Annotated in this window: 23 protein-coding genes and 1 tRNA gene; 8 read left to right on the top strand and 16 right to left on the bottom strand. The window is 69.5% G+C overall.

From position 1 onward, the window contains the following. Positions 1 to 50: 50 nt before the first annotated feature. The 3 genes from KYK13_RS18345 (at position 51) to KYK13_RS18335 (ending at position 2,793) form a co-directional block, all read left to right on the top strand. A complete protein-coding gene (locus KYK13_RS18345) occupies positions 51 to 575 on the top strand; it encodes an OmpA family protein (RefSeq protein ID WP_223645975.1) in 525 nt (174 codons plus the stop codon). A gap of 84 nt (positions 576 to 659) precedes the next feature. Beyond that, positions 660 to 1,406, top strand: a complete 747-nt coding sequence (locus tag KYK13_RS18340) for a DUF3014 domain-containing protein (protein ID WP_223645974.1) — start codon at positions 660 to 662, stop codon at positions 1,404 to 1,406. Positions 1,407 to 1,650: 244 nt separating this feature from the next. Next, positions 1,651 to 2,793 carry a hypothetical protein gene (locus KYK13_RS18335; RefSeq protein ID WP_223645973.1) on the top strand — a complete coding sequence of 381 codons (1,143 nt, stop codon included), beginning with the start codon at positions 1,651 to 1,653 and terminating at the stop codon, positions 2,791 to 2,793. Between the two features lie 57 nt (positions 2,794 to 2,850). Here the strand turns inward: KYK13_RS18335 and KYK13_RS18330 are convergent, their stop codons facing one another. Continuing rightward, positions 2,851 to 3,756, bottom strand: coding sequence for a LysR family transcriptional regulator (locus KYK13_RS18330; RefSeq protein WP_223645971.1), 906 nt, complete (start codon positions 3,754 to 3,756; stop codon positions 2,851 to 2,853). A 268-nt stretch (positions 3,757 to 4,024) separates the two neighbouring features. Between KYK13_RS18330 and KYK13_RS18325 the strand changes: the two genes are divergently transcribed. Next, positions 4,025 to 4,372 (top strand): carboxymuconolactone decarboxylase family protein, encoded by a 348-nt coding sequence (locus tag KYK13_RS18325; RefSeq protein ID WP_223645969.1) that lies wholly within the window; start codon positions 4,025 to 4,027, stop codon positions 4,370 to 4,372. Between the two features lie 11 nt (positions 4,373 to 4,383). Next, positions 4,384 to 4,617: a tautomerase family protein gene (locus tag KYK13_RS18320; protein ID WP_223645967.1), complete on the top strand. Its 234-nt coding sequence runs from the start codon at positions 4,384 to 4,386 to the stop codon at positions 4,615 to 4,617. Between the two features lie 19 nt (positions 4,618 to 4,636). On the opposite strand, the gene KYK13_RS18315 is transcribed toward KYK13_RS18320, so the two are convergent. From KYK13_RS18315 to KYK13_RS18300, 4 genes are all read right to left on the bottom strand, one after another. Continuing rightward, the gene (locus KYK13_RS18315; RefSeq protein ID WP_223645965.1) at positions 4,637 to 5,410 is read right to left on the bottom strand and encodes a ferredoxin--NADP reductase; all 774 of its coding nucleotides are present in this window, start codon (positions 5,408 to 5,410) and stop codon (positions 4,637 to 4,639) included. 285 nt (positions 5,411 to 5,695) lie between these two features. Next, positions 5,696 to 6,262: an imm11 family protein gene (locus tag KYK13_RS18310; protein ID WP_223645963.1), complete on the bottom strand. Its 567-nt coding sequence runs from the start codon at positions 6,260 to 6,262 to the stop codon at positions 5,696 to 5,698. Positions 6,263 to 6,293: 31 nt separating this feature from the next. Further along, positions 6,294 to 7,586 carry an AHH domain-containing protein gene (locus tag KYK13_RS18305; protein ID WP_223645961.1) on the bottom strand — a complete coding sequence of 431 codons (1,293 nt, stop codon included), beginning with the start codon at positions 7,584 to 7,586 and terminating at the stop codon, positions 6,294 to 6,296. 579 nt (positions 7,587 to 8,165) lie between these two features. Further along, positions 8,166 to 8,241 (bottom strand) — tRNA-Thr (locus KYK13_RS18300). Between the two features lie 298 nt (positions 8,242 to 8,539). Here KYK13_RS18300 and KYK13_RS18295 point away from each other — a divergent pair. Beyond that, a complete protein-coding gene (locus KYK13_RS18295; RefSeq protein ID WP_223645960.1) occupies positions 8,540 to 10,090 on the top strand; it encodes a Glu/Leu/Phe/Val dehydrogenase in 1,551 nt (516 codons plus the stop codon). Between the two features lie 84 nt (positions 10,091 to 10,174). On the opposite strand, the gene KYK13_RS18290 is transcribed toward KYK13_RS18295, so the two are convergent. Continuing rightward, the gene (locus KYK13_RS18290; RefSeq protein WP_014396384.1) at positions 10,175 to 10,534 is read right to left on the bottom strand and encodes a PilZ domain-containing protein; all 360 of its coding nucleotides are present in this window, start codon (positions 10,532 to 10,534) and stop codon (positions 10,175 to 10,177) included. Positions 10,535 to 10,733: 199 nt separating this feature from the next. Between KYK13_RS18290 and KYK13_RS18285 the strand changes: the two genes are divergently transcribed. After that, positions 10,734 to 11,369 carry a DUF6066 family protein gene (locus KYK13_RS18285; RefSeq protein ID WP_223645959.1) on the top strand — a complete coding sequence of 212 codons (636 nt, stop codon included), beginning with the start codon at positions 10,734 to 10,736 and terminating at the stop codon, positions 11,367 to 11,369. Positions 11,370 to 11,391: 22 nt separating this feature from the next. Here KYK13_RS18285 and KYK13_RS18280 read toward each other — a convergent pair whose 3' ends face one another. From KYK13_RS18280 to KYK13_RS18255, 6 genes are all read right to left on the bottom strand, one after another. After that, on the bottom strand, positions 11,392 to 12,924 hold the full coding sequence (locus KYK13_RS18280; protein WP_223645958.1) for a trypsin-like peptidase domain-containing protein: 1,533 nt from the start codon (positions 12,922 to 12,924) through the stop codon (positions 11,392 to 11,394). Between the two features lie 81 nt (positions 12,925 to 13,005). Further along, on the bottom strand, positions 13,006 to 13,593 hold the full coding sequence (locus tag KYK13_RS18275) for a nucleotide exchange factor GrpE (RefSeq protein ID WP_223645957.1): 588 nt from the start codon (positions 13,591 to 13,593) through the stop codon (positions 13,006 to 13,008). A gap of 84 nt (positions 13,594 to 13,677) precedes the next feature. Beyond that, on the bottom strand, positions 13,678 to 13,926 hold the full coding sequence (locus KYK13_RS18270; RefSeq protein WP_120574329.1) for an RNA polymerase sigma factor region1.1 domain-containing protein: 249 nt from the start codon (positions 13,924 to 13,926) through the stop codon (positions 13,678 to 13,680). Between the two features lie 105 nt (positions 13,927 to 14,031). Further along, positions 14,032 to 16,077 carry an ATP-dependent zinc metalloprotease FtsH gene (ftsH, locus tag KYK13_RS18265; RefSeq protein ID WP_370645424.1) on the bottom strand — a complete coding sequence of 682 codons (2,046 nt, stop codon included), beginning with the start codon at positions 16,075 to 16,077 and terminating at the stop codon, positions 14,032 to 14,034. Between the two features lie 149 nt (positions 16,078 to 16,226). Continuing rightward, a complete protein-coding gene (locus KYK13_RS18260; protein ID WP_223646648.1) occupies positions 16,227 to 17,060 on the bottom strand; it encodes a hypothetical protein in 834 nt (277 codons plus the stop codon). 107 nt (positions 17,061 to 17,167) lie between these two features. Next, positions 17,168 to 17,575 carry a (deoxy)nucleoside triphosphate pyrophosphohydrolase gene (locus KYK13_RS18255; RefSeq protein ID WP_223645956.1) on the bottom strand — a complete coding sequence of 136 codons (408 nt, stop codon included), beginning with the start codon at positions 17,573 to 17,575 and terminating at the stop codon, positions 17,168 to 17,170. Positions 17,576 to 17,896: 321 nt separating this feature from the next. On the opposite strand from KYK13_RS18255, the gene KYK13_RS18250 reads away from it, so the two are divergent. Beyond that, positions 17,897 to 18,133 (top strand): helix-turn-helix domain-containing protein, encoded by a 237-nt coding sequence (locus KYK13_RS18250; RefSeq protein WP_043321491.1) that lies wholly within the window; start codon positions 17,897 to 17,899, stop codon positions 18,131 to 18,133. Between the two features lie 51 nt (positions 18,134 to 18,184). Here the strand turns inward: KYK13_RS18250 and KYK13_RS18245 are convergent, their stop codons facing one another. The 4 genes from KYK13_RS18245 to KYK13_RS18230 all read right to left on the bottom strand — a co-directional run bounded on the left by KYK13_RS18245 (position 18,185) and on the right by KYK13_RS18230 (position 24,586). Next, a complete protein-coding gene (locus KYK13_RS18245; RefSeq protein WP_223645955.1) occupies positions 18,185 to 19,057 on the bottom strand; it encodes a MaoC family dehydratase in 873 nt (290 codons plus the stop codon). A gap of 60 nt (positions 19,058 to 19,117) precedes the next feature. Then, positions 19,118 to 20,377 (bottom strand): sigma-54-dependent Fis family transcriptional regulator, encoded by a 1,260-nt coding sequence (locus tag KYK13_RS18240; protein ID WP_223645954.1) that lies wholly within the window; start codon positions 20,375 to 20,377, stop codon positions 19,118 to 19,120. 48 nt (positions 20,378 to 20,425) lie between these two features. Next, positions 20,426 to 22,180: a hypothetical protein gene (locus KYK13_RS18235; protein WP_223645953.1), complete on the bottom strand. Its 1,755-nt coding sequence runs from the start codon at positions 22,178 to 22,180 to the stop codon at positions 20,426 to 20,428. A 186-nt stretch (positions 22,181 to 22,366) separates the two neighbouring features. Continuing rightward, complete coding sequence (locus KYK13_RS18230; protein ID WP_223645952.1) at positions 22,367 to 24,586, bottom strand: hypothetical protein; 2,220 nt, start codon at positions 24,584 to 24,586, stop codon at positions 22,367 to 22,369. Positions 24,587 to 24,674: the final 88 nt, after the last annotated feature.

Genomic DNA, 24,674 nt, shown 5'->3' with positions numbered 1-24,674 from the left:
GACGCCAGAGGGGGAGGACCGCGGCACAGCCCTTGCTCATGTATCAGGGCATGAACCGAACCTCCCTGGTGCTCCTGATGTCTGTGATGGGTCTCACCGGTTGTGCGCGGCGCGCGGCCAATACCAGCACCGCCGACGCGGCAACCCATACACCGCCGCCCGTCGTCAGTGACCGGGGCAATGCGACACAGCCCAATCCTGACGACACGGAGCAGGCGCTCGCGGCGCTCAACGCCGCGCCCATCTACTTCCCGCTCGACTCCTCCATCCTCCCGCCCGAGGCCACCGAGGAGCTGTCGCGCATCGCCCAGGCGATGCGTCAGCGGAGCCTGGCGAAGGTGACGGTGGCGGGCCACACCTGCGAGCTGGGCACCACGGAATACAACCTCGCGCTGGGCCAGCGCCGCGCCGCCAGTGTGCGCAGCTACCTGGTGAACCTGGGCGTCGAGCCCGGGCGCATCTCCGTCATCTCCTACGGCGAGGAGCGGCCCGCGGACCCGAACGTCCCGGAGAAGAACCGCCGCGCGGAGTTCTCCTTCCGCCTGGCGGAGCAGGCCCGCACCGGCGACCTCTAAGCCCTTTCCACCGACCTCCACCGAGTCCCCACCCACATGAGCCCCAGCGATAACGCCCCCCTCCCGCCGTCTCCCATTCGTTCCATGCGTTGGCCCCTGGGCATCGCCGCCGTCGTGGCGCTCCTGGGCGGAGCGAGCCTCTTCTTGCTGCGGACACCGGAACCGCCGCCCGCCTCCACGCCCGCCTACGCGGAGCCGACGCCTCCGGCTCCTCCTCCGCCCCCTGCGGTGCAGCTCTCCGGCACGGACGCCAGCGTGAGGGAGCTGTTGAAGGGCCTCTCCACGGACGCGGACTTCGCGCGCTGGCTGTCCGCCGAGGACCTGGCCCGCCGCTTCGCCGCGTCCGTGAACCTGGTCGCCGAAGGCCAGAGCCCGCGCATGCCGTTGTCGTTCATGGCACCCACGGGGACCTTCCGGGTGACAAAGCGTCACGGCCAGACGGTGACATCGTCGGAAAGCCATACCCGCTACGACGCAGTGACCCGCGTCATCGTCTCCCTGGACGCGAAGAAGGCGGGGCAGGTGTATCAGGAGCTCAAGCCGCTGCTGGACGCCGCGCATGCGGAGCTGGCACCGCCGGGCCGGAGTCTGGATACGACCCTGTCGCAAGCCATCGGGCGGCTCACCCGGGTCCCCGTCCCCAAGACGCCCCCGGAGCTCACGCCGAAGGGCGCGCTCTTCGTCTACGCGGATCCGAACCTCGAAGCGCTGAGCGCGGCGGAGAAACACCTGCTGCGCATGGGCCCGGAGAACATGCGCAAGGTGCAGGCGAAGCTGACCGAGCTGGCGGCCGCCCTGGGCCTGCCGTCGGCGGAGCAGGCCCGCCAGTAAGGGGGGGGCGGCTTCACTCACTCCCTCGGAGGGTTGTCTCCCCGGCCTCCACCGGAAGGCCGTCCGGTGGTGCTGGGTGCATGGGAGGCGGACGTGACCGGGGGCTACCGCCACCACCCTTGCCGCCGCTCCCTCCTTTGGCGCTTCCAGCACCGCCCTTGCCCCGTCCACCACTGCCTTCGCGCAGCCTGGTTGCTTCTTCGACTGGCAGGAGCCGCCATCACAGCACAGCTTTGATGCGGTCATGGACGTCCCCGCCTCATTGCTCGACTTCTCGCTGGTCCAGGGCACGCTGCTCGGCCCACGTCATCGCGCCCATCCTCGGCGGGCGTCGCTGACCATGCGCGTCGTCTTCCTGACGCTGGTGAGCTGGCTTCCGCTCCTCGTCCTGTCGCTCCTCGGTGGAGAGCCCGCGGTGGCGCGAGGCTTCCTGCGGGACCTGGGGACCCACGTCGCGTTCCTGGTGTCCCTGCCGCTGCTCGTCGCGTCCGAGCGCTACATCGACCTGAACCTCTCGGCGGCCGTGCGCCAGTTCGTCGTCTCGGACCTGATTGATGCGAAGCATCTGGCCACCTTCGAGCGCATCGCCAACGACGTGGTGCGGGTGCGGCGAAGCGCCATCATCGAAGCCGGGCTGCTGATCGTCTCCGTCGCCGTGTCCTTCGTGAACGTGCCCCTCCTGACGAGCCGTCCAGCCTGGCTCCATGCGCAGCCCCAGGGCCCGCTCACCCTCGCCGGCTGGTGGTACCTCGCGGTGAGCATGCCGCTCCTCCGGTTCCTGTTCCTGCGCTGGCTGTGGCGGGGAGTCCTGTGGGCGAGGTTCCTGTTCAAGGTCTCCCGGCTGCCGCTCGCGCTCGTGCCCACCCATCCGGACGCAGCGGGCGGCCTGGGCTTCCTCGGGACGGTCCAGGCCAGCTTCTCGCTCATTGTCTTCGCGGTGGCCGCCACGATCACCGCGCATCGCCTGACGCACGGCCCCACCACCGACCTCACCGACTACGCCCTTCACCTGTTCGCCTTCGCGCTCATCTGTCTCGTCATCGTCTACGCTCCGCTGGCGGCCTTCTTCCGTCAGCTGCTGAGGACGAAGCGAATGGGGGGCCATCACTTCTCGGCCGTGGCGGCCTGGCACTCACAGCGCTTCGAAGAGCGGTGGTTCCACCGCGATCCGCCGGAGGGAATGGATCCGCTGACCGCGCACGACTTCTCCTCGCTCGCGGACCTGGGCACGTCCTTCGGCGCGGCGCGCCGCATGCGCTGGTTCCCGGTGGACGTCCGTGCGGCATTGGCCGTCATCGTCGCGGCGATGGTGCCCATCGTGCCCCTGCTCTTCGCCGACCGGCGCTTCGTCGAGGTGGTGCTGGAGCTCGGCAAGAGCATGTTCTGACGCCCGGGGTGCGCCACCTTCGTTGGGGGACCTCATCGCCTCAACGACAGCGGCCCGCTACAGCCTCCTGACAGCCATTTGCTTCGCGGTCTCGATGAAGTGACGCAAGGGCATGGAGCGCTGGGCCCGGCTGGGGAAGTAGAGGAAGAATCCAGGAACGGTGGGCGCATAGGCCTCCAGCACCCGCACGAGCCGTCCGGAGCGCACCCGCTCCTCCGCGGCCGGCTCGAAGGCATACGCCAGCCCCATTCCCGCCTCCGCGAGCGACACGGCCGTCTGGTTGTCATTGCTGACCACGCCGCCCCGCACCGGCACACGCCAGCTCCGGCGGCCACGTTCCAGCTCCCAGGCGTACAGCGTCCCGGTGGTCTGTGATCGGAAGGTGATGCACTCGTGCTTCAGGAGGTCCTCGGGCCGCTGGGGCGTGCCCTGGTGCGCGAGGTAGCTGGGGGCGCCCACCACCACGAAGCGGAACGCGTCGGTGATCCGCACCTGCACCATGTCGCGCTCGATGGCCTCGCTCAGCCGCACGCCCGCGTCGTAGCCCTCGGCCACGATGTCCACGAAGCGGTCCTCGACGACGACCTCCACCTCCACCCGGGGATGGCGCTCCCTGAATGTGGGGAGGACCGGGGTGATGAGGAACGGCACCGCCGAGTGAGGCACCGACAGCCGGAGGCGGCCCACCGTCTCCCCCGGCTGCGCGGACACCTCGCGGAGGGCGGACAGGGCCTGGCCCAATCCCGGGCCGGCGCCTTCCACCAGGCGCCGGCCGGCGTCCGTCAGCGACACGCTGCGCGTCGTGCGCGCGAGCAGCGTCACCCCCAGGTGCTCCTCGAGGTGACGCACCGACTGGCTCACCGCGGTCGTGGAGACGCCGAGCTCACGCGCCGCGCCGCTGAAGCTGCGCAGGCGGGCCACGACGAGGAACACCTGGAGCTGGGGAAGGAGGGGCGTCTTCATCGCGAAGCTCCTATCTCGGGCAGCGCCACCGCATTATCAACCCTGGGTTCAAAGCCCATCTCCCCCGTGTCTCCTGGTCGCCAACGGCGGATGGGCATACCCGTACGGGCATGAGTGCACGGAGTCGGCCCCGCGGTCCGTCACCTGCGAGCCCAGCGCCCGCACCGTGTGGCACGCGGAGCGCGAGGGATGGAACGTCACCTGACTGGAGCAGGTCAATGAAGAGCAGAACGCCAAGGGACCGCCCGCGTCCCAGGGAGCCATGAACATGAAGAAGGAACCTTCCGCGCTGAAGAAGCAGCTGGGCGACTTCGCGCCCAAGATGGTGCAGCTCACGGATGACGTGCTGTTTGGCGACGTCTGGGCGCGCCAGGATCTCGCGCCTCGCGACCGCAGCCTCGTGACCGTTGCCGCGCTCACCGTGGGCGGCAACACGGAGCAGCTGCCCTTCCACCTCAACAGGGCCCGGGAGAATGGCCTCTCCGAGTCGGAGATCGTCGAGGCCCTCACACACCTGGCCTTCTACTGCGGCTGGCCCAAGGCCCTGTCCGCGATGAACGTCGCCAAGGAGACGTTCAAGACACCGCTCCCCGCGAAGGACCCGTCCCAGAAGTAGAGGAGCGGCCCATGCCCCACATCAGCGTGAAGCTCTACCCCGGCAAGTCCGAGCAGCAGAAGACCCAGCTCGCCGAGCGGATCGTGAAGGACGTCATGGAGGCCCTCGGCAGCCCGGAGGGCTCCATCTCCGTCGCCATCGAGGAGGTCTCTCCGGCGGACTGGCCGGAGGCAGTCTACCGGCCGGAGATCGCGAGCCAGTGGGACCGCCTCTACAAGAAGCCCGGCTACAACCCGCTCAAGTAGCTGGCGGGTCGCAGGCCGCTCAGCGCTCCGCGAAGGCCTTCTCGGTGACGTAGTGGCCGGCTTCTCCGGGAGTGCCCTCGCGGAAGCCGCGCTCCTCCAGCATGACCGTGAGGTCCGCGAGCATGCCGGGGCTGCCACAGAGCATCACGCGGTCGTGCTCCGGGTTCAGCGGCGGCAGGCCCACGTCCTTGAACAGCTTCTCGCTGCGGATGAGGTCCGTGATGCGGCCGGTGTTGCGGAAGTCCTCGCGCGTGACGCTCGGGTAGTACGTGAGCTTCTGCTTCACCAGCTCCCCGAAGAACTCGTTGTGGGGCAGCTCGTGGAGGAAGAGGTCGTGGTAGGCCAGCTCCTCGGCGCGGCGGCAGGTGTGCGTGAGGATGACGCGGTCGAACTGCTCGTACATCTCCGGGTCCTTCACGAGGCTCAGGAAGGGCGCCAGGCCCGTCCCCGTGCTCAGCATGTAGAGGTTCCGGCCGGGCAGCAGGTGCTTGAGCACGAGCGTGCCGGTCGCCTTCTTGCTGACGAGGATGTTGTCGCCCTCCTTCAGGTGCTGCAGCCGGGAGGTCAGGGGCCCGCCGGGCACCTTGATGCTGAGGAACTCGAGGTGGTCGTCATAGTGCGCGCTGACCATGCTGTAGGCGCGCAGCAGCGGGCGGCCCTCGACCTCCAGGCCAATCATCGTGAACTGGCCACTGGCGAAGCGGAAACCCGGGTCACGCGTGGTGACGAAGCTGAAGAGGGTGTCGGTCCAGTGGTGCACGCGCAGCACGGACTCCTTCATGAGACTGCTCACGGTTGTTGCTCCCGAAGAGTGCCGGCGGTGTTCCTGCGCACTTCGCGCGAACGGCCGAACGTGCCGGTTAACGGGCGACGTTCTGCGACAGATTCCCCGTTGACACCAGGGAAAGCAGGCAGGCGGCCCGTCCCGGGCTTATCGCCGGGTTCAGGAGTCCAGGGGGTACGTCGCCGGACGGGGCTCCCCTCTCCCGCTCCCTCGGGGGCCCCGAGGCCGCCGGGGGTGGGCGCGGTCCCGCGACTCTGGGTCCACGCCTCAGGCGCCCTCCGCCCACATCGACCATCAGGAAGGTTCGTGCGGTCCAGTCACGCGCTCGAACGAAACGCCGAGGTTCCCGACCGCTTCGAGTGCGTTCTTGATGTCCTCCGAGACAATGAACGCCGTCTTGAACTTCTTCAGCCGGAAGACGTGCGCCCCCTCGGTCTTCGAGGGGTCGATTCGCAGCCCGTAGATCCAGTTGTACTCCCCTTCATATCCAGGGGCAGGGGCGTCCTCGTCATAGTGATGCACCTCCCGGCATCCGGCCTCGTCTATGGCATCAACCACCTTGATTGCATTGACGACGAAGAACCGTTGGCCCTCCCCCTCAATTGACACCGGGAACAGCTGCACATCACCGGGAGCCAGCGCTCTGAACACGTTCGCGACGGCTTCACTGACGATGGGCGTTTCCTCTACCCCCGCGAACACGAACGCGCGCTTCTCTCCAGGGTGTGAAATCCGGGTCGTGATAGTCCCAGGATCTGGAAGGACGCGACCATCCACGAACATCCAAGGCTCGTCAAAAGCCTCACCTGAATCCCGGAATGCCGTCGCGAGAAGCCACTGGGGCACATCGCCAAGTCTCACCCAATAAAAACACCGTTCCACCTCGCTCCTCCTACTGCACGATGAAGCTTCGCAGCTCGGATCCGGGTGTCAGAAGCTCGTTGGCAATCTTCGCAAGCTCCTTGATCAAACTGGCCCGGCAGGTCTCTGTCGTTTGGCAACGCGAAACTGAACGATTAAGCCGCTGAAGCACCTCTGCGTGGTACTGCTCAGGATGCGGACCCTCGTGCCCCTTGAGCCGCACCTTGTTTGCGACGTCTTCAAGCGTCATTCCGGCCTTCTTGAAAACCTCCTCGCACCTCGGCGTCCAAGGACCACCTGATACAGCCGAGACCGGGTTCTTGTTCGTGCAGATGTGGTGAACCGGCCCTTCCACATCACCCGGATACCGCCCCTCTCCGTACATCGCAAGGGCCGCAGCCGCCCCCGGAGCCAGCGCCACGTTCAGCACTCCAGCCGCAGGCATCGCGATGGCCGATACCCCGCCGCTCATCGCCGCCCCGAGCTGGAACCCCGCCTCGGCCTCCGCGCGAAGTGCCGCTTGGGAGAAGCCGGGGAGCCTGGGCCCCTGGGCCGCCATCGCACTCCTTCCGCCGAGGGCCGCGGTGACGAGCAGCACCAGGACACGCGCGCCGTTCGTTCCGAGCACCTTCCCGAAGCGATGGCCGATGTCCTGCAACTCGATAACGCTCGTTGCTCTCTCCGCGTCGTCCCACAGTCGCACGAAGCCCCGTCCCATCTCCCAGACAGGCACCACCCCCAGGTAGGCCACCATCGCCGCCGTCAACGCCACGGCGAGGACCTTCGTGACGGGCTCGGGCAGCGCCATCGTGAGGAGCACGGTCAGCGCGGCAGAGGTCACCATGGCCTTGAGCACCACCGGGTTCAGCATCTTGCCGATCTCAGCCTCGACACTCCCCCAGACCGTATCCAGCGCGAACGACAAGGCCATCAACGTTCGGTCCTTGCGCGAGAAGAGCAGCCCCGTGCCGCCCACCAGGGTCAAGCACTCGTCACCGTCCGGACAGATGCGCGAATACAGGGACTCCGGTGACACCCCCACCCCCGAATCCGCGAGTCCCTTCGAGGATGCGAGCAACGACCGGGACCTCACCCACCCTCGCTGATCGGCTGCATCCATCTCGCGAAAGGCAAAGTCCATCCGCATGTCGAGGATGAGCTGCGTAAGGGCAGACTTGAATTCCGCCTCGTTCACCTCGACCGGGTCAGCGTCCATTGACTTGTGGACGATTCGATGACCATTCCCGGTATCGATTTGAACAACACGAGCAGTCGCACACCCCGACGCAATCATGAGCAGAGAAGCCACTGCAATCAGTCTCATGGGATCCCCCGACGTCGCCCCCTGGGAATCAGGGGGTGCGACATCCTGATTTTGGAGTCTGACAACTTCACCGGGGCTCCTGAACTCCTGACACACTGAACCCAGCCAGACATCCTTGATGCCTGTCACGCAGGTGTCTGTCTGAACCTACCTTCCGCCGAGTCGTCGAGGACCGGGACGGTTTTGCGTCCGCGCACGCAGCGCGGGTTGAAGCGCTCGCGCAGAACGACGCCCTGACGGAAGAGAACGACCGCACCCGCAAGGAAGAAACCCCGGAGGACCACATGTCCTGGCGGCGCTGCTCGCATCGGGTGCGGAACTACTCCGCTCAGCCGATGAACGGACCCGAGCAGAGGCCCATCTGCGCAGTCGCTCGACTGGGGCTCGATCAGCTCCGGACATGCCCCGAGCCCAGACGCGGGATGGCCGCCCTCGGATCATCTGAGGGCCCACGGCCCCGCGAGTCGTCCTTCACGCAGCCAGCCCGGGCATGGACCGCGGCGCCTTCGCGCCGAACCGCCGAGGCAACACAAGAAAAAGGGCCTGGGTGACCGAAGTCACCCAAGCCCTTGATTTCTTTGGAGCCGACATCCGGATTTGAACCGGAGACCTACTGATTACGAATCAGTTGCTCTACCAACTGAGCTATGTCGGCGCACCGAAAGTGGCGCGTAAGTACCACCCGCATCCGGACCCGGCAAGGAGTTTCTCCTGGGATTTTCAAGCCCCCGCCCCCACGCCCGCTTCTAAGCCCCAGAAGCCATGACATTCATGACACAGCGCATCTGTTGAGGTGACACACCGCGTTGGCTAAGCCCGCGACTTTTCTCCCTAAATTGGAGAAATGGCCTGGCGCCAGACTGGTTGAAACCCTGGGGCGCCTGTGCACATAAGGGCGCCGCTTTCCCCAGTGGCCCCCATTCCGGGTGGGCCCTCAAGGAGCGAGTTTCATCATGGCCAGCGAAGAGACTTTCATGCGCGCCCCGGCCCCTACGCCCAAGCGCACCATCTATACGGAGGCGATGGAGATCTTCCACTTCGCGGCGGATCTCATCGGCCTGGACAAGCGGGTCCGTCTGGAGCTCGAAGAGCCCGACTACGAGCACATCTTCTACGTCACGGCGAAGCTGAAGGACCGCTTGGTGCCGCTCGCGCCGGAGGCCGCGAAGGCCTTCTCGGACCTGTCCGTCACCCAGGTGCGCAACCCGGAGGGCCTGGAGCGCCTGGCCAACGGCAACCTCATCCTCAACGGCCGCGCCCTCCTGGGCTCGGACGTCGCCATCCGCCACGGCCACCTGCGCCTGCCGGACGGCCACGTGTACCAGCTGGTCCCCGGTGAGTCGCAGCGCTTCAAGGCCTACCGCGTCCAGCACAACCAGGCCCGCGGCCCCTACAAGGGCGGCCTGCGCTACCACCGCGAGGTGTCCCTGGACCTCTTCAAGGCCCTGGCCGCGGAGATGACCTGGAAGACCGCCATCGCGGAGGTCCCGTTCGGCGGCGGCAAGGGCGGCATCCAGCTGGATCCGCGCGAGTACGGCCGCGAGGAGATCGAGGCCATCACCCTGCGCTTCATGTACCGGCTCAAGAGCCTCATCGGGCCGAACATCGACATCCCGGCGCCGGACGTGGGCACCAACCCGGAGATCATGGCGCTCTTGTACCGCCAGTTCTCCGACGGTGAGCGCGAGCGCCACAACCTGCGCGGCATCGTCACCGGCAAGGACGTGCGCATCGGCGGTTCCGAAGGCCGCGGCAAGGCCACCGGCCAGGGCGTCGCGTTCTGCATCGAGGACTACTTCGCCGACCGCGGCGAGAGCGTGAAGGGCAAGACCTTCGTCCTCCAGGGCTTCGGCAACGTGGGCAGCCACGCCGCCCTCATCCTGTCGAACATGGGCGCGCGCCTGCTGGCCGTGAACGACGCCGACGGCTCCATCTTCAACGGCGACGGCATCGACGTGAACGCGCTGGCCGCCTACGTGGCGGACCCCAAGAACCTCAAGCGCTCCGTCGTGGGCTTCCCGGGCGCCCAGCGCATCGAGAAGAAGGACCTCTGGGACGTGCAGGCGGACATCCTCGTCCCCGCCGCCCTGGGTGGCGAGATCACCGCGGACGTCGCGGAGCGCCTCAAGGTCAAGCTCATCGCCGAGGGCGCCAACGGCCCCACCACCCCGGAGGCCGACCGCGTCCTGCAGAAGCGCGGCATCGAGCTCATCCCGGACATCATCGCCAACGCCGGCGGCGTGACGGTGTCCTACTACGAGTGGATCCAGAACAAGCGCATGGAGCGCTGGAGCGAGGCCGAGGTCGATCAGCGCCTCGAGCGCGCCATGAAGCGCAACTACCGCATCATCCGGGACATCTCTCGCAACCAGCCGCGCAAGACGGAGATGCACGACAGCCGCCCGTACTGCATCGGGAAGCCGGTGGACAGCCGCTGCGCCGCGATGATCCTCGCGCTCAAGCGCATCGAGGCCCACTACCTCCTCGAGGGCTTCTCGCAGTAACCGGCTGAAGGCCGATTCCCGCGTCGCCCCCCGGGGCACGGTGTCTTCCCGCTTCAATGGGGAAGGGCCGTGCCCCGTGGTGTCTCAGTGCATCACCCGCTCGCGGTCCACCAGGAGCAGCGGCGCGTCGTCCATCGTCTCGTACGCCACGATGCGCAGCCCCACGCCGCGGCTGTTGCCGGGCCGCCCGTCCTTGCGGCCAAACGCCAACGCCACCTGGTAGCGGACCTCGCACAGGCACGTCATCTCCGTGCCGTCCTCGCCCGCGAACGTCACCTTCAGCTTCTCGCCCAACCCCAGCGAGTCGCGCACCTCGATGAACATGCCCCGCGCGCTGATGTTGCGGCCGATGCCCCGCATCATTCCGTCCTGCGTAGACAGGTACACGGTAAAAATCTTGTCGAAGCGCAGATGGGAGCGGCGTTCCTGGGGCTGCGTGTTCATTCGGGGAGGGCTCCGAAACAGGTGGGGACAGGGGCAAACTACACGGTAGCCTGATGTAGGCAAAATAATCACCTACATCCACCCTGACGCACCATGCCGCACCATGTTCCGGCCCGTGGGAAAGCGCTGCCCCCGGCGCGGCCGGAAGTGGCACCATCGCCGCGTTGTCCTTCCCCCTTTTTTCCGGGAGTTCCCCTCCGTGAATCGCTTCCTGGCCGCCGCCTTTGCCCTCCTTGTGCCCACGCTCGCCCTGGCCGACGTGGACTCGCGCTTCGCGAAGCTGCGCGACGAGTCCGAGCCCCTGGGCGGGCTGGGGGCCTTCCTGGAGAAGTACGTGGGCGAGTGCGAGGGCGCGCTGGTGGATCCGCAGTGCAAGCAGCAGGCGGAGGCCTTCCGCAAGAAGTACACGGGCAAGCGCCTGTACATGATCGTCACCGAGGACGACGCGGGCATGCTGTCCCCCGGCGACTTCAACCCCGGCACGAACGAGTACACCATCAACATCACGCCCTTCTTCGCGGGCGGGAAGTACGGACTGTGCCACGGCGCTCCGAAGAAGACGGACGCGCAGGGCAACCCGGTGATGAACTACCTCACGGTGAGCGGCACGGCGCCGGACATGTGGAACGGCGGCACCTTCGACCGCATGTTCCGCGCGCGGGGCGTGCGCGCGCAGGTCGTGTTCACGCCGCAGTCGGTGTGGACGCTGCCCAAGAAGGGCGGTGGGAAGAACTACGGCGTCAACGCCCGCATCGAGGCCATCCTCGTCACCGAGGGACGCACCGGCAACCAGCTGGGCCTGTGGCTCAACGGCAAGGACGCGGGCGCGAAGTAGCGCGCCCGTCCCCGGGGCCGGGTCAGCGGGCGATGGCGATGTACTGGAGCGCGTCGCCCCGCTGGACGCGCAGGAGGATGCTGGCTCCGCTGCTGCCCCGCTCCAGGGCGGCCTTCACCGCGGCGGAGTCCTTCACCCGGCGGCGGTTCACCTCCGTGACGACGTCGCCCGCGCGCAGTCCCGCCTGCTCCGCCGGGCTGCGCGGCAGCACGCCGGACACGAGCGCGCCCAGGAAGGCCTCGTAGCCCAGGGGCGCGGCCACCTCCGGCGTCAAATCCCGCAGCACCAGCCCCAGGTCGCTCGTGCTGCTGCCGCTGCGGTTGGCGAGCCCCTCGGTGGCCTCCTGCGCGGGCCGGGCCACGAGCCGCACGGCCACCTCCTGGGTGCCGCCGTCGCGCAGCAGCGTCAGCTTCGCCTCCGAGCCCGGGGCCAGCAGCGCCACCTTGCGCAGCAGCTGGAGGTAGCTGCCAATGGGCCGGCCGTTCACCGCCACCAGCCGGTCCCCGGGACGGATGTGCGCCTGGGCGGCGGGGCTGCCCCGGTAGACGTCCTTCACCACCGGCGCCGTGGCGGTGTCCGCGCCGTCCTCGTTGATGACGACGCCCAGCCAGCCGCGCTCCAGCTTGCCGTTCTCCCGCAGGTTGGGCAGCAGGTCCTTCACCAGGTTGATGGGCACCGCGAACCCGATGCCCTGCCCTTCGCTGATGATGGCGGTGTTCACGCCAATGACTTCGCCCTTCATGTTGAAGAGCGGGCCGCCGGAGTTGCCGGGGTTGATCAGCGCGTCCGTCTGGATGAAGTCGTCGAACTGGCCCACGCCCAGCACGCGCTCCTTCGCGGAGATCATCCCGTGCGCCACCGAGTGGTCCAGGCCGAACGGGTTGCCGATGGCCACCACCCAGTCCCCCACCTCCAGCGCGTCCGAGTCCCCCAGGTACACCGCGGGCAGCGACCCCAGCCCCGCGCCGTTCAGCCGCAGGAGCGCCACGTCCGTGGACGCGTCGCGGCCCACCACCTCCGCGGGGAACTCGCGGCCGTCCGCCAACCGCACGGACACCTGCTGCACCGGCACCGCGCGAGGGCCGTCCTTGCCCGGCGTGACGCCCGAGCCGCCAGGGCTCTCCGCCAGGCCCTGCGCGTTGGCCACCACGTGGTTGTTGGTGACGACCAGCCCGTCCCGCGTCAGCACGAACCCGGAGCCGGTGGAGCGCTTCACCGCGCCCGCCACCGCGCCCGGCCCCACCGTGGTGATGTTCACCACGCTCGCCTCCACCGCGCGGATCAGCGGTGCAAGCGACGTGGGGGGCGTGAAGTTCGGCAGGCCCGTGTAGCCCGCGGGGCGCTCGCGCCACAGCGAGGATGCGCCCGCGGCGGACGGGGCCTCCACCGCCGCGGGCGGAGGAGCGGCGAACCAGGCCAGGTGCTCGCGCACGCGGGCCTGGAGCCAGGGCGTGAGCGGATCCTCGGCGGCTTGCGCCACCGGGGCGAGCGCCACCACGAGAAGGACGCTGAACAGTCGGACGGACACGGGGCGGCAGCTTACACGGCGGGCCATGGCATCAGCGCCCAACACATGGGCGTCCTGCGCCCTTCCCCGTCCACGCCCCTGCCACGGGCGGGGGCGCGAGGGGGGACTTCAGGCCTGGGCCGGGGCCACGTACCGGGCCACCTTCACCCGGGCGGGGCGGATGATGCGGTCCTTCAGGCGGTAGCCCGCGCGGAACTCGGCGACCACCTTCTGGTCGTCTCCCTGCACCGGGGTGACCTCCATGTCCGCCGCCTCGGCCACGTTCGGATCAAAGGGGCGGCCCAACACCTGGAGGCGCTCGATGCCGGTGGCCTGGGCCTTGGACAGCAGGCTTTCGCGGATCATCCGCACGCCCTGCGCCAGGGGTGACGTGTCCTGGTGGCTGGCGGCCAGCGCCAGGTCCAGCTCGTCAATGGCCTCCAGCAGCGTGCGGGCCACGTTGCCGCGCTCCACGTCCAGCATGCGCTCCCGTTCCCGGGTGATGCGCTGCTTGAACTCCTCGCGGTCCTTGGTGAGGTCCTGGAGCCCCCGCGCCAGCTCGTTCACCCGACGGCGCGCCGCCTCCAGCTCCGCCTGGAGCCGCGCCACCTCACCGTCCTGGGCGGGCTCGGGCTGCGTGCCGGCAGCAGCCTCCACCTCCGTCTCGGTAGGAGCCTGCGTCTCCGGGGTTTCGTCGCTGCGGGGATTGCCGTCCATTGTCGAACCTGCGCCAGGGGTTGGAAGAAACGAACCTCGTTGAGTGGCGCGAACCTAACCGCGAGGACGGGGCTGTCAACGCGCCTAATGGTTGGATGGGGCCGCTGGCGGCGCTTCCGCCATGAAGCCGTGATCCACCTGCCCGGTCACCTCATCGATGATCTCCACCTGAGCGGCGCGAAGGGAGTAGTAGAGGAGCCACCGCTCGGCGGCCGTCAGCGTCCCCGCGGGGAGCGCCTCCTCGATCTCCTGCACCGTGAGCCGGCCGTCCTTCAGGCCCTTGGCGAACAGCGCTTTGCGCGCGACGTAGCTCTTTCCAATCCGGTTCTCCACGGCGACGCCTCCTTGTCGCAGGAAGGTAATTTCGCCCACCGGCCACCGCAGGCTGGCGGTGGATCCGGTGGGCGAACGTCTGCCCGGAGGGCAGGCAGGCACGCGCTATGAGTCGAGCTTGCCTTCCGCGTGCTGCGTGGGCGGCACGGGCGGTTCGGTCTCCGTGCTCCCCACCGGGTGGGCGGAGATGACCGTGCGCGCCTCCGGGTGGAGCAGGCCGCGCTGCGCCTGCACCTTGGGCCCCAGGATGGTGATCATCGCCTCCTCCTCGATGACCTCCGTGGCCAACAGCCGCGCCGCCAGGGCCTCCACCTTCTCGCGGTGGGTGTGGAGCAGCTCCCGCGCGCGGTCCAGCGCCTCGGAGACCATCTTGCGGACCTCTTCGTCAATCATCCGCGCCGTCTGCTCGGAGTAGCTGCGCGACTCCGGCAGGCCCGCGGACCTCAGGAAGCCCGGCCCCTGCTCACCGCTCAGCGCCACCGGCCCCAGCGTGCTCATGCCGTAGTCGCGGACCATCAGCTTGGCGATCTCCGTCGCCTGCTTGATGTCGTTGGACGCGCCGGTGGACACCTCGCCGATGAAGATCTCCTCCGCCGCGCGGCCGCCCATCATGCCCGCCATCTTGTCGCGCAGCTCGTCGAAGGACATGAGGTAGCGGTCCTCGAGCGGCAGCGACATGGTGTAGCCCAGGGCCGCCAGGCCGCGCGGGATGATGGACACCTTCGTCACCCGCTCGGCGTAGGGCAGCATCCAGCCCACCACCGCGTGGCCCGCCTCGTGGTGCGCGACGATCTCCTTCTCGCGCTCGTTCATGCGGCGGTTCTTCTTCTCCAGGCCCGCCACCACGCGCTCGATGGCCTCGTCGAAGTCCGCCTTCATCACCGCGTCGCGGTTCTTGCGCGCGGCGAGCAGCGCCGCCTCGTTCACGACGTTGGCCAGGTCCGCGCCGGCGAAGCCCGGGGTGCGGGAGGCCAGCTGCTTGAGGTCCACGTCCGCGGCCAGCTTCACGCCCTTCGCGTGGATCTCCAGCACCCGCTCGCGGCCGCGCTTGTCCGGGCGGTCCACCAGCACCTGCCGGTCGAAGCGGCCCGGGCGCATCAGCGCGCTGTCGAGGATCTCCGGGCGGTTCGTCGCCGCCAGGATGATGAGGCCCGCGCGGCTGTCGAAGCCGTCCATCTCCGCGAGCAGCTGGTTGAGCGTCTGCTCGCGCTCGTCATGGCCGCCGGCCACGCCCGAGTTGCGGCTCTTGCCGATGGCGTCCAGCTCGTCGATGAAGATGATGCACGGCGCCTTGGCCGTGGCCTGGGCGAAGAGGTCGCGGACGCGGGCCGCGCCGACGCCCACGAACATCTCCACGAACTCCGAACCGGAGAGGTTGAAGAAGGGCACGCCCGCCTCGCCGGCCACGGCCCGCGCCAGGAGCGTCTTGCCCGTGCCCGGAGGTCCCACGAGCAGCACGCCCTTGGGGATGCGGCCGCCCAGGCGGCGGAACTTCTCCGGCGTCTTGAGGAACTCCACGATCTCACGGAGCTCTTCCACGGCCTCATCCACGCCGGCCACGTCCTTGAAGCCCACGCCGGTGTCGGACTCCGCCTGCACCTTCGCGCGCGTCTTGCCAAAGGACATGACGCTCTGCGGGCCCTGGCCCATGCCGCCAGACATCCGGCGCATCATGAAGCTCCAGAAGAGGATGAGCAGGCCCATGGGAATGAGCCAGATCCACAAGACCTCGCTGAAGCTGGACTGCGGGACGGCCTCGAACTGGACGCCCTTCTGCTCCAGCAGCGGCACCAGGCTCTCGTCACCCGGGACGCGGTAGGCCATCCACGGCAGGGCGCTGGGCTCGCTGCGCAGCGTGCCGCGCTCCCCGGGAGGAGGCTGGGCGTTGTCCTTGAGGAAGCCCTTCACCCACTCGTTGGAGATCTGCACGCGGCTGAACTGGTTGTTCTCCACCGCGTCGCGCAGCTGGCTGTACGACACGCGGCGCACGCCCGCGTCCTGAAACACGTTCCGGAACAGCAGGAACCCCAGGACGAGCAGGAGGATGTAGCCCAGTGGTGAGCCGAACTTGAACCCACCTTTCGTGGGTGTTGGCTTGTCGCTCTTCTTTCCGCGCGGGCCCATCCCCGGCGGCAGGTCCTGTGGCTTCATCGTCGGCACGCTCGCCCTCCCCCTCCCCCGTACACACCGACACCATGTCGTGTGACGGTTCCCTCAGCCGGCCAAAGATGGTCACCTCCGCCAAGCCGTCAACCGCAGGGCGTGATCGGATGACGACGAACGAGGTCGGGACTGTCCGGTCAGCGGCAGTCCACGCGAACCAGGGGCTCGCCCGCGAACTCACTGCCCAACAGGTAGCCGCGGCCATCCTGGAGGTACGTCACGGCCTCCGCCTGGGCCTGGCTGGCGCCCGGCACCTCCACCACCTGCGCGTGGACGAAGTCCTCCAGCCGCTTCGCGTCCGGGCGGCGCAGCTCCCACACGCGGGTGTACGTGCGCACCAGCAGGCGCTCGCCGGAGGGATGCAGCGCGGCGGCGGTGGACAGGCGGTCCACGTCGTCCGGCACGCGCAGGGTGCCCAGCTTGCGCGCCTTGCCGGTGGCCCCGGGCTTCAGCCCCTCCACCGAGTACAGGTCGCCCAGCGACGCGCGCGTCTTGGTGAGGATGCCCACCTGCCCGGTGCGGGCGTCGATGATCAGGGACTCGGCGTCGTGGGCGCCGTCCTCATAGGTGAAGGGCAGCGTCTCCACCGGGAGCGTGGCGTTGGCGACGGAGCCGGGCTCCGGCAGCCGGAAGAGGCGCACCTCCTTGCGGCGCTCGAAGTTGTCGCCGGTGTCCGCCAGGAAGATGCAGCTGTCCTTGTGGCCCGGCGCGCACGGCCCCACGGCCACGTCCTCGATGTCGCGGGGATCCGCGCCGGTGAGCGTCAGCGTGGCCTTCACCGCGCCCGTCTCGTCCAGGGCGAACAGCTCGAAGGGGTTGTTGGAGTCGTTGTGTCCCCAGAAGATGCCCGGGTGGCGCTCGCTGGCGGCCAGGCCGGACAGCTCCGGCGCCTGGCGGGGCACGGTGCCCGTCTGGCGGCCATCCGCGTAGAGCAGGCATCCCTCCAGCCCCGTGGCGGGCACCTGCTGCATGCCGGCGGCCGGGGCCCGGGAGGCGGTGGGCGTGGGGCGGGTGCCGGAGCAGGCGGTGGACAAAAGGAGGCCCGCGACGGCGAACAGACGCAGGGGGGAGCGCACGGTCAGTGGTCCAGGTCCAGCAGCCGGGCCAGCGTCTTCGCATCCGCGTCGGGGAAGCGGTACTGGCCCATCTCCTCCAGCGCGACCCAGCGGTGATCGTGCACGCGCAGGTGGTGGATCTCCGCGTCCGGGTGGCTCAGGCGGCAGCGGAACACCCGGAAGTCGATGTCGTAGGTGGGGTACTCGTGGCGGGTGTGCATGACCTGCTCGAGCACCTCGATGTGGACCCCCATCTCCTCGTGGAGCTCGCGGGCGAGCGCCGCCGCGTCGTGCTCCCCCTCCTCCACGCGGCCGCCCGGGAACTCCCAGAGCAGGGGCAGCGACGCGGTGGGAGGACGCTGGGTGATGAGGTAGCGACCCATCTCGTTCTGGAGCATCGCGCCGACGACTCGCACGTGACGACGGGTCATTTACTTCTCCTCGATTGGGGTCCCAAAGATGGAAGGCAGGGTGCGGCGGCGTAACACAGCCCCTGCCCGGCGCCAATGCGCAAGGCCCCTCCTGGCCAGGAGCGTGCGCATGGCCGGGACGCGTGGCCACCCCACCCGGCCCCGGCGTCCAGGGCAGCGGCGGGGGCGCGCGGGGGACATGGCGGCGGCCCGGACCCTGGGGGAAGCAGGCTGTTGGGGACTTCACGTCCCGCGGAGGCGCTTCCCGGCCGGGCCACCGTCCTTGTGGGGGGCGTGTGGGATTCAAGTGACGCGCGGGCCGGATGGCGCCATGCTCGGGGGATGACACAGAGTCGGAGAGAGCGGGCCGAGGCGCTTGGCGCCGCGCTGAAGGCAGCGCGGCAGCAGGCGGGGCTCTCCATGGAGGAGGTCGCCGAGCATCTGGAACTGGGCGTGGAAGTGCTGGCCCGCGTCGAGCGAGGGGTGATGGTCCCCACCATCCCCACGCTGAGCCGGCTGTGCGCCCTGATGAAGTTGGATCCGGACAGCCTGCCGGATTTGCCGGAGCTGAGTGACTGACGCGCCTGGCGGGCCCCTCCCCGGCCCGCCGGCGCGCCCCGCCCGCCGTTGTCAGCCCAGCCGCCCCACGAGGTGCGGCTTCCCCTCCTCCGACAGCACGCGGAACGCCACGCCCCCGGACTCGCGAGCCGTCTGGAACGTCACGCGCGACGGCAGGAGGAGGGGCTTCTTGAAGTCGCAGTCCAGGCGGAGCGGGTCCACGTGGGCCGCTTCGCCCAGCTCCGCCACGCAGCGCGCGAGCGTCCACATGCCGTGCGCGATGGCGCGCGGGAAGCCGAAGGGCTTCGCGGTGACGGCGGTGAGGTGGATGGGGTTGAAGTCGCCGGAGGCCCGGGCGTAGCGGCGCCCGGTGTCCGCGGGGATGCTCCAGGGCGCGGGGCGGCTGGACGCGAAGCGCATGTCCTCCGGCGGAGGAGCCTTGCGCGCCCCGTCCTTCTCCTTCCGGGCGGCGTGGCGGCGGAGCATGGTGCTGACGGCCTGCCAGAGCAGCTCGCCGGTCTCCTGGGATTCGATGCGCGTCTCGATATCGAACTCGTGGCCCGCGAGCACTTCACGCCGGGCTTCGAAGCGGCAGGCGACCGTGAGCGCGGCGGTGTCCGGGATGCGGCGGTGCTGCTGGATGCAGTTGCGCACGTGCACCATGCCCATCGCGGAGTACGGGAAGCCGGGCAGCCCCAGCAGTTGCATGTGCAGCGGTGTCGCCAGCACCTGCGGATATGTGAGCGGCAGGAAGCCATCGGTGTCGAAGCCACACGCGGTCCGGTAGCGCTCCAACAGCGCGGGCGACGCGCGGCAGCCATGGGCCCGCAGCGTCAGGGCGGGCAGCGAGGTGGCGCCCCGGGACTTCCCGAAGGGATTGGCCGCGCGCAGCAGCGTGGCTGGCATCGACGGGAGCGTGTGCAGGTCGAGGATGGGAGCGGACATGCGGCGGATTCTCCGACACCCGGTGCCGCCGCGCGCGGGATTTGTGCGGGAGGCTCCGCGTCAGCTTCTGAGCCCGTGCCTGCGCAGGAGCCGGTACAGGTAGACGCGGTCCATGTCCGCCGCGGCGGCGGCCTGGGACACCCTGCCTCCGTGCAGCTTGAGGAGCGCTTCGACGTAGTCGCGCTCGAAGGACTCCAGCGCGCGGCGGCGCGACTCCGCGTACGTCAACGTGGCGTCCACCGCGCGGGGCGCGACAGGGGGCATGCGGCTCGCGTCATCGGACACCGAGGGCGGCAGCGCGCTCTGGAAGACGAGGCAGCGCTCCAGGTGGTTGCGCAGCTCGCGCACGTTGCCCGGCCAGGGGGCGCGCTGGAGCCGCGCCAGGAAGTCCGGCGTGGTGAGCTTCTCAAGCTGGTCCGGCGTGGCGTCCAGCCCCGCGAGGATGCGCTCCACGATGAGCGGGATGTCCTCCGTGCGCTCACGCAGTGACGGCAGCGGGATGCCCACCACGGCGAGGCGGAAGAACAGATCCGCGCGGAAGCGGCCCGCCTCGACTTCCGCGCGCAGGTCGCGGTGCGTGGCCGCGATGACGCGCACGTTGACCGGCTGGTACGTGTTGGTGCCCAGGCGGCGGATCTCCCGGTTCTCCAGCACGCGCAGCAGCTTCGGCTGGAGCTCCGCGGGGAGCTCGCCGACCTCGTCGAGGAAGATGGTGCCTCCGTCGGCCTCCTCGAAGGCGCCCACGCGGCGCTGGATGGCGCCGGTGAACGCTCCCTTCTCGTGGCCGAACAGCTCGCTCTCCAGGAGGTTGGCGGGAAGCGCGCCGCAGTCCACGACGAGGAACGGCGCGTTCGCCCGGGCTCCGGCGCGGTGGATGGCTTGCGCCGCGCGGCTCTTGCCGGTGCCCGTCTCCCCTTCCAGCAGCACCGTGGCGTTGCATGCCGCCGCGCACGCCATGCGCTCGAAGCTGGCCCGCGCCGCGGCGGAGGTGGCGACCAGTTCGCCGAAGGTCGCCCGCTCCGGCACGGGCATCCGCACCGCTTCCGAGGGCCCTGGCTCCCCCTGAATCCGGAGCGCCCGCTGGGCCTCGTCGCGGTCCAACGGCTCGGGTGGCATCGACACGTCCCGCGCGTCGTGGCGCACGGGCGGATATGCCCCGGTGGAGTCTCCGCGTCCCCGGGCCCGGGATTGGCGAAACCGGACCCCGTCCACGTACGTCCCCGGACGTTCATCCGGAGCCCGTGCGCGCGCCCCCTTCTGCTCCGACTTCATCTCGCAGTGGAAACGCGGCACGGCGAACTTCTCGCTCGGTATGTTCATTGAGGAAACGGTCCCCCCCCGGAACCCGTGATGGATGGTGGCCCGCGCTCAGTAGGCGCGGAGGATCTTCAGGCGCCAGCCCTGCGGCCACAGCTCGTCGTAGCGCTCGCGGTAGCTACTGTAGTCCGAGTCATACCGCTGGGTCTCGCTCGCGGTGCTCGGGCGCCAGACCGCCGTGTAGAGCGTCTGCCCGTTCACGACGAAGGGCTCCAGCAGCTTCAGGCGCCAGCCCTGCGGCCACAGCGAGTCATACGTCGCGCGGTAGGACGCGTACGTGACGCCGTACACCTGCACCTCGCCCTCGGTGCTGGGGCGCCACACAGCCGTGTAGAACGTCTGACCGTTCACCACGTATGGCTGGAGCAGCTTCAGACGCCAGCCCTGCGGCCACAGCGAGTCGTACGTCGAGCGGTACGACGCATACGCGGCGCCATAGAGCTGGATCTCCCCTTCGGTGCTCGGGCGCCAGACGGCCGTGTAGTACGTCTGACCGTTCACCACGTACGGCTGGAGCAGCTTCAGGCGCCAGCCCTGCGGCCACAGCTCGTCATACTTCGCGCGGAAGGCGGTGTACGTGGCACCGTAGAGCTGGATCTCCCCCTCGGTGCTCGGGCGCCAGACGGCGTTGTAGAGCACCTGCGTCCCCACCACGTACGGCTGCAGCGTGTGCAACCGCCAGCCCTGCGACCAGAGCTGATCATACTTCTCGCGGTACTCCGCGTAGGTGCGGGCGTAGGCCTGGATCTCCGGCTGCGTGCCCGGCTCCCACACCGCGGTGAAGGTGCCCGGGAGGTTGGGGACGCCCACGTCCGTGTATTGGGTGATGCGGCAGGTGGAGGTGTTGGGCAGCGGCACCTCGTTGCGGCGCAGCGCGCACGCGCGGATGGCTGCCGCGGCGGCCGCGTTGTCCGCGTCGTAGTACGTGGCGCCCGGCGTCATCCAGATGGGCGACGCGGGCGAGTGCGGGTTCTTCGCCACCTCCGACGTCGCGGTGGCGCGGATGCCCAGGTCCAGCGCGACGCCGTCGTCGTAGCCCAGCTGGTTGTTGGTGCCCATGCGGTGGCAGCCCAGGCACACGTTGCCGGCGACCTCGACCTTGTAGGCCTTCCACGTCGCGAAGTCCGCGCCGATGAAGCGGTAGGGCTGGTCGTGGTTGAAGCCGTAGTCGCCCGCGCCCGGCAGCTTGTTCACGCCCGTCAGCTGCGTCAGGTATGGCGAGCGGATGATGGCCCCGTTGTCATGGCAGCGCACGCAGCGGATGGCCGCGGTGTCCGCGGGCGTCTTCCAGCTCCACGCGCCCGTGCCCTTGGAGGGCGCCTTCACGTCCGCGCCATAGAGCGTGCCCAGCGCCTGGTAGAAGCAGGTGGCACCGTTCTTCTTGTTCGTCTGGATGACGGCGATGTCGCCGTAGTAGTTCGCCGCGTTCCCCTGCTTGCGGCAGTGCGCGACGATGGACACGTCCGCCGTGTCCTTCAGCACCTGGAAGCGGCTGCCCGGATCGCACTGCTCGTTGAGCCGGTTGGGCCGGTCGCACTTGCCGTTGACGTGGTTCGTCGTGGGCACGAGCGTGCCCAGCTCGCAGTTGAAGTCCGGCACCGTCGCACCGATGGCCGCGTCGCACTTGGCCGCGTACTGCTCCAGCGTGTCCGACAACGCCGACGTCTGTTGGGCGAGGACGGGCTCGCCGGAGGACGACACGAGCCGGTGCTCGGCGTTCATTCCGGCGCCTTCACCACACGCCCCCAACGCGGCCGTGGCGGCCAGGCCCAGCAGGGCCCACGCCGCTCGCAACGAAGTCTTCATGACGAATGCCTCTCGCTTTCCTGGAGACACGGCGACGACGCGCGCGTGGAGGCATGCCATCCCGTCAGCCGACGGTTGGACCTGTGACCCGGGACCCCTCCCGGGAATGTTCCAGCACCCCTCATCCGCCTTTACGCCGGGGCTTCTGGATATTCCCGGACAATTCCCGGGGGCATTTCCGCGGGCTCAGCGCACGGTGACGTCCACCACGAAGCCGGCGGCGGCCTCTCCCTCGCGGGAGGCGTCGATGACGTCGGGGCGCTCGTCGCCCACCCACAGGCCCAGCACGTCGTACACCAGCCACTGCGCCAGGGGCCGGGACGCGCCCTGCGCGGCCTCGCGGGGCACGCCGGACAGGGCGCCCTGGGCCTCCATCAACGCACGGGCCAGGCGGGCCGGCATCACCCACAGCTCCGGACGCACGAAGGCGGGCACCAGGAAGAGGCAGAAGGCAGCCTCGGTGCGGGAGAGCAGCGCGTCCAGGCGCTCACGGCCCAGGCGGAACGTGGGCAACCACTGCCCTTCCCCACGCTGCTCCAGCTTCGCCACCTGCGCGCGGACGACGCGGCGGGTGCGCACGAATCCCTCGCGCTCCACCGACACGACGAAGGCGATGTCGGACGCGGCGTCCGGCGGAGCTTCAGGATGGCGGTGCACCGCCATGGCCAACGACAGCGGCGATGACACCAGCGAACCCAGGTCCGCCTGCGCGCGCTCCCATTCCGACCGCAGGCCGTCGAGCATCCCCGCGATCAGCGCCGGCGTCTCCTCGCGGAAGCGGCGCGGATGCTGCTGGGCGGTCTCCGCCTCCACGCGCCCCACCGCGCCCACCAGCAGGTCCTCCAGGTCGCGATCGCGCAGCCACGTGCGGCCGCCCACGTGCACCGAGCGCGTCGCGTGCAGGTGGCGCAGGGAGCCGGTCAGCGTCGCGGGCTCGGAGGGCTCGACGGGAGCAGCGCCCTGCCCCGCTCCGGCCTGGAGGAAGGACTGAAGCGCGCGTGCACGGAAGCGGGCCCGAGGCGACGGGTGCTCCAGCATGCGGCGCACCAGCCGCCGGTCCGTGGCCGTGCGCACCAGCGTCAGCGTGGCCAGCTCCGCCTCCGACGAGGCCTCGTCCGGCGCGCACCACAGGAGGAACTCGATGGCGGCCTTGCGAAGCACGGGCTTGTTGCCCATGCGCCGCGCGACCTCCGCGCGCCACGCGACGAGTCCGTCCAACCCGGGGCGCGCGGGCGTGCGGAAGCGCGGCCACATCTCCGCGCACTCCTCCGCCAGCCACACCAGATGCATGAAGCCGGACAGCGACTCCAGCTTCGCGCGAGCCCGGGTGCGCCGCTCGAACGCCTCCGGCACGCCGCGCCGCACGGAGGCGCGGAACAGGCGCTCCTCCAGCCACAGCAGCGTGAGCGCCAGCGCGGGCTCGCTCTTGCGCATCGTGCCCTGGCAGTGGTCGAGCACGAAGCGCGCGTGGCCCAGGTCCGCGGCCGTCTCGAAGTCGCTCTGCACGAGCGCGCCCAGGGCGCCGCGCAGCCCGTCCACCGGGGGCGCGTCGAAGAGCGTGAGCAGGTCGCAGAGGTTCTCCACCACCGCGGGCGGTCCACCCACCTCCACGGTGCGCGCCAGCAGGAGCCCCGCGCGCGAGCACCAGTCCGGCTCCTTGCGCCCGTTGGGGTAGCACGCGAGGAAGCCGCGCATGCCGCTGCGGCCATCCGGCGACGTGGCCAGCGCGAAGAGGCGCTCGCCCAGCACTTCACTGGCTTCACGCCATGGAATGCGGGCCGCGCGCGTGCGGATGAAGTCGGTGAGCTTGTCGCGGCCACCGTCGCGCGTGTCGGGGAGCAGCGAGCGCAGCTGCTCCAGGAGGTCCACCGACTTCGCGCCCGTGCCCATGACGTACTTGAGGTCCACCTCCACCGCGTCCTGGAAGCGCAGCGCGCGGCCGTCGTAGGTGCAGGGCACCTCGCGCACCAGCGTCGACAGCGCCTCCGGGTGGCGCTTGAGGAAGCGCGTGAGCACCGTGGAGATGGTGACGGTGGACTCACGATGGATGCGGTCGGCGTTCTCCGGGTCCCCCGCTTCCCGGAGCGCCGTCACCGCGGCGTCCCGTCGCGCGAGCAACTGCTTCAAGAGCCCCAGGCGCGGCTCTTCATACGGCCAGAGCAGCTCGCTGAGGGTGGACAGCAGGAAGAGGAGCTCGGACGGTGTGCGCTCACCCGGGGACAGCCGTTCCCACGCGGCGGCCTGGGCGCGTGTGCGCTCCTCCAGCGAAGCGCCGCGCACCCAGCGGGCGAAGTCCTCGCGCCACTCCGCGCTCGACGCCGCGGCCTCTCGCGGCGCCGTGGCGGCGACGCGAGCGTGGAGCGCCAGGAGCGGCTCTGGCCAGGAGGGTTCAACCGACGGCTGCATGGGACCTCGAGAGGCTCACGCGAATGGCACGTGGGCGCAAGCCCCCCATGCCCTGGAGCATGGGAGCGGAGCCCATCGCCTGGGACCA

Source organism: Corallococcus sp. EGB (assembly GCF_019968905.1).
Lineage (GTDB): Bacteria > Myxococcota > Myxococcia > Myxococcales > Myxococcaceae > Corallococcus.
This window is presented reverse-complemented; position numbering and strand designations above follow the sequence as displayed.

What these genes read in the sequence shown, in the direction of transcription:
- KYK13_RS18235 (WP_223645953.1), bottom strand. Translation starts at nt 22,180, where the DNA reads ATGAAGACTTCGTTGCGAGCGGCGTGGGCCCTGCTGGGCCTGGCCGCC.
- KYK13_RS18340 (WP_223645974.1), top strand. Translation starts at nt 660, where the DNA reads ATGCGTTGGCCCCTGGGCATCGCCGCCGTCGTGGCGCTCCTGGGCGGA.
- KYK13_RS18245 (WP_223645955.1), bottom strand. Translation starts at nt 19,057, where the DNA reads ATGTCCGCTCCCATCCTCGACCTGCACACGCTCCCGTCGATGCCAGCC.
- KYK13_RS18345 (WP_223645975.1), top strand. Translation starts at nt 51, where the DNA reads ATGAACCGAACCTCCCTGGTGCTCCTGATGTCTGTGATGGGTCTCACC.
- KYK13_RS18335 (WP_223645973.1), top strand. Translation starts at nt 1,651, where the DNA reads ATGGACGTCCCCGCCTCATTGCTCGACTTCTCGCTGGTCCAGGGCACG.
- KYK13_RS18255 (WP_223645956.1), bottom strand. Translation starts at nt 17,575, where the DNA reads ATGACCCGTCGTCACGTGCGAGTCGTCGGCGCGATGCTCCAGAACGAG.
- KYK13_RS18250 (WP_043321491.1), top strand. Translation starts at nt 17,897, where the DNA reads ATGACACAGAGTCGGAGAGAGCGGGCCGAGGCGCTTGGCGCCGCGCTG.
- KYK13_RS18325 (WP_223645969.1), top strand. Translation starts at nt 4,025, where the DNA reads ATGAAGAAGGAACCTTCCGCGCTGAAGAAGCAGCTGGGCGACTTCGCG.
- KYK13_RS18260 (WP_223646648.1), bottom strand. Translation starts at nt 17,060, where the DNA reads ATGCAGCAGGTGCCCGCCACGGGGCTGGAGGGATGCCTGCTCTACGCG.
- KYK13_RS18330 (WP_223645971.1), bottom strand. Translation starts at nt 3,756, where the DNA reads ATGAAGACGCCCCTCCTTCCCCAGCTCCAGGTGTTCCTCGTCGTGGCC.
- ftsH (WP_370645424.1), bottom strand. Translation starts at nt 16,077, where the DNA reads ATGAAGCCACAGGACCTGCCGCCGGGGATGGGCCCGCGCGGAAAGAAG.
- KYK13_RS18305 (WP_223645961.1), bottom strand. Translation starts at nt 7,586, where the DNA reads ATGAGACTGATTGCAGTGGCTTCTCTGCTCATGATTGCGTCGGGGTGT.
- KYK13_RS18295 (WP_223645960.1), top strand. Translation starts at nt 8,540, where the DNA reads ATGGCCAGCGAAGAGACTTTCATGCGCGCCCCGGCCCCTACGCCCAAG.
- KYK13_RS18280 (WP_223645958.1), bottom strand. Translation starts at nt 12,924, where the DNA reads ATGGCCCGCCGTGTAAGCTGCCGCCCCGTGTCCGTCCGACTGTTCAGC.
- KYK13_RS18240 (WP_223645954.1), bottom strand. Translation starts at nt 20,377, where the DNA reads ATGAACATACCGAGCGAGAAGTTCGCCGTGCCGCGTTTCCACTGCGAG.
- KYK13_RS18290 (WP_014396384.1), bottom strand. Translation starts at nt 10,534, where the DNA reads ATGAACACGCAGCCCCAGGAACGCCGCTCCCATCTGCGCTTCGACAAG.
- KYK13_RS18320 (WP_223645967.1), top strand. Translation starts at nt 4,384, where the DNA reads ATGCCCCACATCAGCGTGAAGCTCTACCCCGGCAAGTCCGAGCAGCAG.
- KYK13_RS18230 (WP_223645952.1), bottom strand. Translation starts at nt 24,586, where the DNA reads ATGCAGCCGTCGGTTGAACCCTCCTGGCCAGAGCCGCTCCTGGCGCTC.
- KYK13_RS18275 (WP_223645957.1), bottom strand. Translation starts at nt 13,593, where the DNA reads ATGGACGGCAATCCCCGCAGCGACGAAACCCCGGAGACGCAGGCTCCT.